This window comes from Streptomyces laculatispora (assembly GCF_017353455.1).
Classification (GTDB): Bacteria; Actinomycetota; Actinomycetes; order Streptomycetales; family Streptomycetaceae; genus Streptomyces; species Streptomyces laculatispora.
Window position 1 is genome coordinate 1 of record NZ_JAFMPZ010000439.1, and the last position, 6,774, is coordinate 6,774.

The following is a 6,774-nucleotide window of genomic DNA, read 5'->3' on the forward strand; positions in this document are numbered from 1 at the left end:
GGCTCACCGCGGGCCGGATGCCCGCGGCCGGGACGGGGAAGACCGGCGACCCGGTCCAGGTCGCGCTGCCGGGCACCGCCGCCGATGTCCTCGGGCTGAAGCCCGGCGGCCGGCTGACGCTCACCGACCGGCTCAGCGGCAAGCGCCTGAAGATCCAGGTCACCGGTCTCTACGAGGCCGCGGACCAGGCCGATCCGTACTGGCAGCTGGACGCGGCCGGCGGGCGCGGTGTCCGCAGGGTCGTCTTCACGACGTACGGGCCGCTGCTCACCGACCCCGCGGTGCTCGGCTCCGGCCGGACCAGTTCCGGCGAGCTCTCCTATCTGGCGTCGGCCGACTTCCGCACCCTCACCACGGACCGGATGGCCGCGCTGCGCCACTCGGCGACCGAGGGCCCGAAACAGCTGCTCGCCGCACCCGAGTTCAAGAACGGGGCGAGTGCGCGGACCGAGCTGCCCACCGTTCTCGACCAGATCGACCGGGGGCTGCTCGTCTCCCGCTCGACGCTGATGATCGTGGCCGTGCAGCTGGTGCTGCTGGCCGGGTACACCCTGCTCCTGGTGGCGCGACTGCTGAGCAGTGAGCGCGGTGGGGAGACCGAACTGCTGCGTGCGCGCGGCGGATCGCGCGGCCGGATCACCTCGTTCGCCGCCATCGAGGCGCTGCTGCTCGCGCTGCCCGCCGCCGTCGTCGCCCCGCTGCTCGCCGGACCACTGACCCGGCTCCTGGCGGACCGCAGTGAGCTGTCCCGGATCGGGCTGCGGCTCGGCGGGACCGCCACCGGCACCGTGTGGCTGGTGGCCGCCGTCACCGCGCTGGCCTGCGCGCTCGCCGTGGTGGCGCCCGCGCTCGCCGCGAGTGCCGGCGGCCGCCGCTCCACCCGCGCCGCCACACTGCCCGCGCCGGTGCGCGCGGGGGCGGACATCGGGCTGCTGGCGGTCGCGGGGGTGGCGTACTGGCAGCTCGACCGGCAGACCGGGGGCTCCGGCAGCGGTGCGCTCAGCGACGACCGCGCGGGCGGCCTCGGCATCGATCCGCTGCTGGTCGTCGCGCCCGCCCTGGCCCTGCTCGCGGGCACCGTACTGACGCTGCGGCTGCTGCCGCCCGCGGCCAGGCTCGCGGAGCGCCGGGCGGCCGGCGGCCGGGGGCTGACCACGGCACTGGCCGGCTGGCAGTTCAGCCGCCGGCCGCTGCGCGGCGCGGGTCCGGTGCTGCTGCTGGTGCTGTCGGTCGCGATGGGGATGCTGGCCATCGGGCAGAGCGCGTCGTGGGACCGTTCGCAGAAGGACCAGGCGGACTTCAGGTCCGGCGCGCCGGTCCGGATGCTGGGCGGCATCAACGCGGATCCGGCGCGGTCGGGCGCGTATGCGCGACTGCCGGGGGTACGGGAGGCGGCGCCCGCGTTCCGTACGACGCTGGACCTCTCCGGTGGCCGCACGGCCGAGGTGCTGGCCCTGGACACCGCGCACGCCGACGAGCGGATGCTGATGCGCGGCGACCTCGCCGACGGGGCGCAGGGCGGGCTGTTCGACTCCCTCGCGCCGGCTCACTCCCAACAGCCGGGACTACTGCTGCCGCGCAACAGCACACAACTCCGCCTCGATCTGCGCATCTCGTCCGGGCGGAAGGCCCGGAGCCCCTCGCGCTCCCACATGAGCCAGCTGGTCACCGTGCTGATGGAAGACCGCTACGGCATCGCGTACCGGGTGGTCGCCGGTTCCGTGCCGGTGGACGGGAAGGCGCATCCGCTCTCGCTGAAGGTGGCCGCGGCCGGTGAGCTGTCGCTGACCGGGTTCGAACTGGACAGCAGCCAGCCGGTCGGACGGGGCGAGTCGCACCGGCTCACCGTGAGCGGACTGCGGACCCTGACCGCCGGCGGCGCCGAACGGCCGGTCCCGGTGCCCAGCGGATTCCGCTGGCAAGCAGCCCTGACCACCGACGAGTTGGGGCAGATCCAGCCGGGCCCCGACCTGCACCCGGCCGGCTCGGCCGCGCAGCCGCTCACCCTCGGCTACGAGACCGGATACATCACGGCCGAGAACGCGGCGTACGCGGTGCCGGCCCTCAATGTGCGGGTCACCGCGGCGCGGCCCCCGGTGGCCACGCTGAACGGCGTGGCCACGGACGCCTATCTGAAGGCGTCCGGTGCGAGGACCGGCCAGAAGGTGGACGTGACGCTGGCCGGTGAGACGGTCCGGGTGAAGATCGTGCGGTCCGTCCACGGACTCCCGACGACCGGGCCGGGCTCCACCGCTTCCCTGTCCTCCGGCCAGGCACGGGCGGACCGGGACGGCGGGGCCCTGCTGCTCGACTTCAGGGCCGTCGGCCAGATCTTCGCGCAACGCCCGAGCGCCGTGCTCACCGCGACCGAGTGGTGGCTGAGCACCGCTCCCGGCCGGACCGCCGAGGTCGCGGCCGCGCTCCGTGCCCGGCCCGACACCGATCCGGCACAGGTGCAGGTCCGGGACGAGGTCGCCGACGAGCTGGTGAGCGATCCGCTGGGTGCGGGCCCGCAGTCCGCGCTGCTCGCCGTGGCGGTCGTGGCGGCGGCGCTGGCCGGGGTCGGCTTCGCCGTGACGGCGGTCGGCTCGCGGCGTGAACGGTCCGCGGAATTCGCGGTGCTGCGGGCGCTGGGGGCGCCGCGCCGACGGCTGGCCCGCATGATCGCCGCCGAGCAGGGGGTACTGATCGCCATCGGGCTGCTGGTGGGATCGGTCCTCGGGGCCCTGCTGACCCGGGCGGTGGTGCCGCTCATCGTGCTGACCGGGCAGGCCTCCCGGCCCGTGCCGGCCGTGCTGGTGCAACTGCCCGCCGGACAGGTCGCGGTGCTGCTGGCCTCGTTCGCCGCACTGCCGCTGCTGATCGTCGCGGTTCTCGCGCTGCGTCGCACCGACCCCGCGATCTCGCTGCGCCACCAGGGGGACAACTGATGAGCCCGCGTCCGATGTTCTCCCGCAAGGAGGCCGCCTGCGCGCCATGGGTGCGGACCCGGCTGCGCACCGCCCCGGGCGCGGCCTGCGCGCTCGGACTGCTGGTGCTGCTGACGGCGTTCCTGGCCGCCGCCTTCCCGCGGGCCGTCGACCGTTACGAGGACGAGGGGCTGCGCCACGATCTCGGTGCCGCCGCCCCCAGGCGCAGCGTCGTGGAGGTCACCAGTCCGCCGCCCGGTCTGCAGCTGGCCGAGGCGGCGCGCGAGGAAGCGGTGCGCGAGACGTCGGTGGCGTCCGTGCACCGGACGCTGCTGGCCGGGCTGCCCGGTCCGCTGCGGGCGGACACCGGCCAGTCCGCGTACGGACTCCGCACGACGAACCCGATCCCTGCCGGGGAGCCATGGTTCCCCCGCCCCTACGGCATCGACCCGGACCTGACGTACACGACGCAGTCGGCGCTGCCGGACCACTCCGTACTGCGTGAGGGCACGTGGCCGACCGTCCACGGCGAGGTCACCTCCGCCACCGACGAGGTGGAGGCCGCGGTCACCGAGGAGACCGCGAAGGCGCTGCGGATCAGAGCCGGTGCGACCGTCTCCGTCCCGGCCATCAAGGGCGGGCGGTTCACGGTACGGATCACCGGCATCGTCGCCCCGCTGCGTCCCGAGGCCGCCTACTGGTCGGCCGAGCCGCTGCTGCGTACCCCCTCCCTGGTCGCCAAACCGGCGAAGACCGAGCCGCGTTACTACTGGACCGCGGCTCTGCTGATGCCTCCGGACGCGGCACCCGCGCTGCTCGCGACCACCGGTCAGCCCGAGGTGTACTGGCGGATCATGCCGGACGCCTCGCGGCTGACCACAACGGATGTGCCCCGGCTCCGCTCCTCCGTGGCTTCCCTGGAGGCCGGCCCCGGGCTGCTGAAGGTGCGCGCGGCCGTCGGTGAGACCGCGACGGTGACGACCGACCTGGACGAGATCGTGAGCGCGTACGACGGGATGCGGCAGGCGATCCGCCCCGTCGTCACCGTCGCCGCCGTCGGCATCGGGGCCGTCGCCGTGATCGTCCTGCTGATGACGGGCGGGCTGATCGCCGGCCGGCGTCACAACGAACTCGCCCTGCTGCGGGCCCGCGGCGGGTCCCTGCGGTCCATCGGGGGGCGGCTGCTCGCCGAGACCGCGGTGACTGCCTTGCCCGCCGCGGCGCTGGGCCTGCTGCTCGCGGTGCTGGTGACCGACGGGACCCGGCTGGGGCCCTCCGCCGTCGGCGCCGCGGCGGTCGGCGCGCTGGTCTGTACCGCGCTACCGGTCCGTACGGTGCTGCTGCACCGCAGACCGCAGCTGCAGAGCGGCCGCGAGGACCTGGTGAGCGTCCGGCCGTCCCGGCGGCGCACCGTCGCCGAACTCACCCTGCTGGTGCTGGCCGTCGGCGCGGTCGTCGCCCTTCGCCGGCGCGGTACGGGCGGCGAAGGGGGCACCGACCTCCTGGTCAGCGCGGCCCCCGTGCTGGTCGCGCTGATCGCGTCCCTGGTCCTCGTGCGGCTCTACCCGCTGCCGCTGCGGCTCGCGCTGCGCTCCGTGGCGCGGCTGCGCGGCGCGGTCGGATTCCTGGCGCTGGCCCGTGCCGGACGCTCCTCGGCCTCCGGCACGCTGCCCCTGCTCGCGCTGCTGGTCGCGCTGACGACGGCGGCGTTCGGGGGCTCGGTGCTCGCGGGGGTCGCGGACGCCCGGGACACCGCGGCGGTGCTCGCGACCGGCGCGGATGCCCGGATCAGCGGCCAGGCCGACTCCGCACCCCTGCCGGACGGCCTGGTCCGGACGGTGTCCGGGGCGGACGGCGTGCAGGAGGTGGCGCGCGTCCAGATCGAGTACGGCGTCTCGCTCCCGCCGCCCGAGCACGGCTTCGAGGACGCCCGGGGCGCCACCCTGATCGGCGTCGACCCGGTCACCTACGCCCGGCTGGCGCGCTCCACCGGCATCGGCACCTTCACCGCCGACCGGCTGAAGCACACCGGCCCGCCGACGCCGAAGGGCACGATGCCGTCGCAGGACCGGGTGCTGCCGGTCCTCGCCTCGCCGTCCGTCGCCGAGCGGCTCGGGGACCGGCCGCGCGATCTCCAGTCGATGGCCGGGGACTTCAAGGTCCGGGTGGCGGGCACGGTGGCACACACGCCCGCCGTCACCGACACCTCTTTCATGATCGTCGACGCCGCCTCCCTCACCCACCGGCAGACCACCGCTCTGCTGCTCACCGGCGACCGGCTGGACGCGAAGGCGCTGCGCGCGGCGGCCCACCACGCCGGCAAGGACTTCACCGTGCAGCTGCGCTCCGAAGCGCGCGCGGCCTACGTGGACACCCCCATGCAGGTGGGTGCCGAGCGGATCTACACGGCGGCGATCGCGGCCGGCGCGGGCTACGCCCTGCTCGCCGTCCTCCTCTCCCTGCTCCGGACCGCTCCGGAGCGCACCACTTTGCTGGCGCGGCTGCGCACCATGGGCATCGGTACCCGGCAGGGCGGACGCCTCCTCGGCTTCGAGGCCATGCCCCAGGCGCTGCTCGCCGCCGCGGGCGGGCTGCTCGTCGGCCGGGCAACCATCGCGCTGCTGGCACCGGGCGTCGATCTGGTGCACCTCGCGCTCTCGACCGGCCCCGGCGCCGGTCTGCTGTACAACGCACCGCTGCGGGCGGATCCGTGGTCGATGGTCCTGCCGGCGCTGGGCGTGATCGTCCTCACCGCCGCAGTGGCCGGCGTACAGGCCTGGTGGACCGGCCGCCGCGGATCGATCACCGAACTCAGGGCAGGAGACTCCCGATGACGACGCAGTCGACCGATTCCACGCTGGCGGAGCTCGAACAGCGGGCCGCCGCACGCCGCGACCGGCCCTCCTACGGGCACGACGCGCTGATCTCCTGCGACCGCCTGGTGCGCATCTTCACCACGGACGGAGTGGAGGTGCAGGCCCTCCAGGGTCTCGATCTGCTGGTCGCCGAGGGCGAGTTGCTGGCACTGGTCGGCGCGTCCGGGAGCGGCAAGTCGACGCTGATGAACATCCTGGCGGGCCTCGACGTGCCCACGGCGGGGGCGGCGAAGGTGGCGGGCTGCGATCTGCTGTCCATGGGGCAGAAGGAGCGGCTCCGCTACCGCCGGGACGTCGTCGGATTCGTCTGGCAGCAGACCGCCCGCAATCTCCTGCCGTATCTGACCGCGATCCAGAACGTCACGCTGCCGATGCAGCTGCGCGGCGGCGGGCGCAATCGCGAACGGGCCGCGCGCGCCGAGTCGTTGCTCGCGATGCTGGAGGTGGCGGACTGCCGCGACCGGCGCCCGCAGCAGATGTCGGGCGGCCAGCAGCAGCGGGTGGCGATCGCGGTCTCGCTCGCCAACTCCCCCTCGGTGCTGCTCGCGGACGAGCCGACCGGGGAGCTGGACTCGGCCACCGGCGAGCAGGTCTTCGCCGCCTTCCGCCGCGCCAATGAGGAGCTCGGCACGACGATCGTGATCGTCACGCACGACCAGGCGGTCGCGAACGAGGTCCGCCGCACGGTCGCCATCCGCGACGGCCGTACCTCGTTCGAGGTGCTGCGCCGCACCGAGGTCGACGCGGCGACGGGCCAGGAGTCCCAGGTGGCACGCGAGTACGCGATGCTCGACCGCGCGGGCAGGCTGCAACTGCCCGCGGACTACACGGAGTCGCTGGGCATGGAGCACCGCGTGATGCTGGAACTGGAGCAGGACCACATAGGCGTCTGGCCGGACACCCCGCGCACGGAGCCGGATTCGAGCCCGTCCGGCGACTGAGGACAGAGCCGGCCGCCGGACGGGCTCGAATCCGGCTCCGTGCGCGGG

Annotated in this window: 3 protein-coding genes; all 3 read left to right on the forward strand. The window is 74.7% G+C overall.

Translation table 11 applies throughout. The annotated features are described in order from the left end of the window. Positions 1-2,930: ABC transporter permease (locus tag J1C73_RS21550; protein WP_207317865.1), on the forward strand; the 2,930-nt coding region annotated here is incomplete at its 5' end. A gap of 14 nt (positions 2,931-2,944) precedes the next feature. Then, on the forward strand, positions 2,945-5,743 hold the full coding sequence (locus J1C73_RS21555; RefSeq protein ID WP_207317867.1) for an ABC transporter permease family protein: 2,799 nt from the start codon (positions 2,945-2,947) through the stop codon (positions 5,741-5,743). Then, positions 5,740-6,726 (forward strand): ABC transporter ATP-binding protein, encoded by a 987-nt coding sequence (locus tag J1C73_RS21560; protein WP_207317866.1) that lies wholly within the window; start codon positions 5,740-5,742, stop codon positions 6,724-6,726. Before J1C73_RS21555 ends, J1C73_RS21560 begins: the two co-directional genes overlap by 4 nt. Positions 6,727-6,774: the final 48 nt, after the last annotated feature.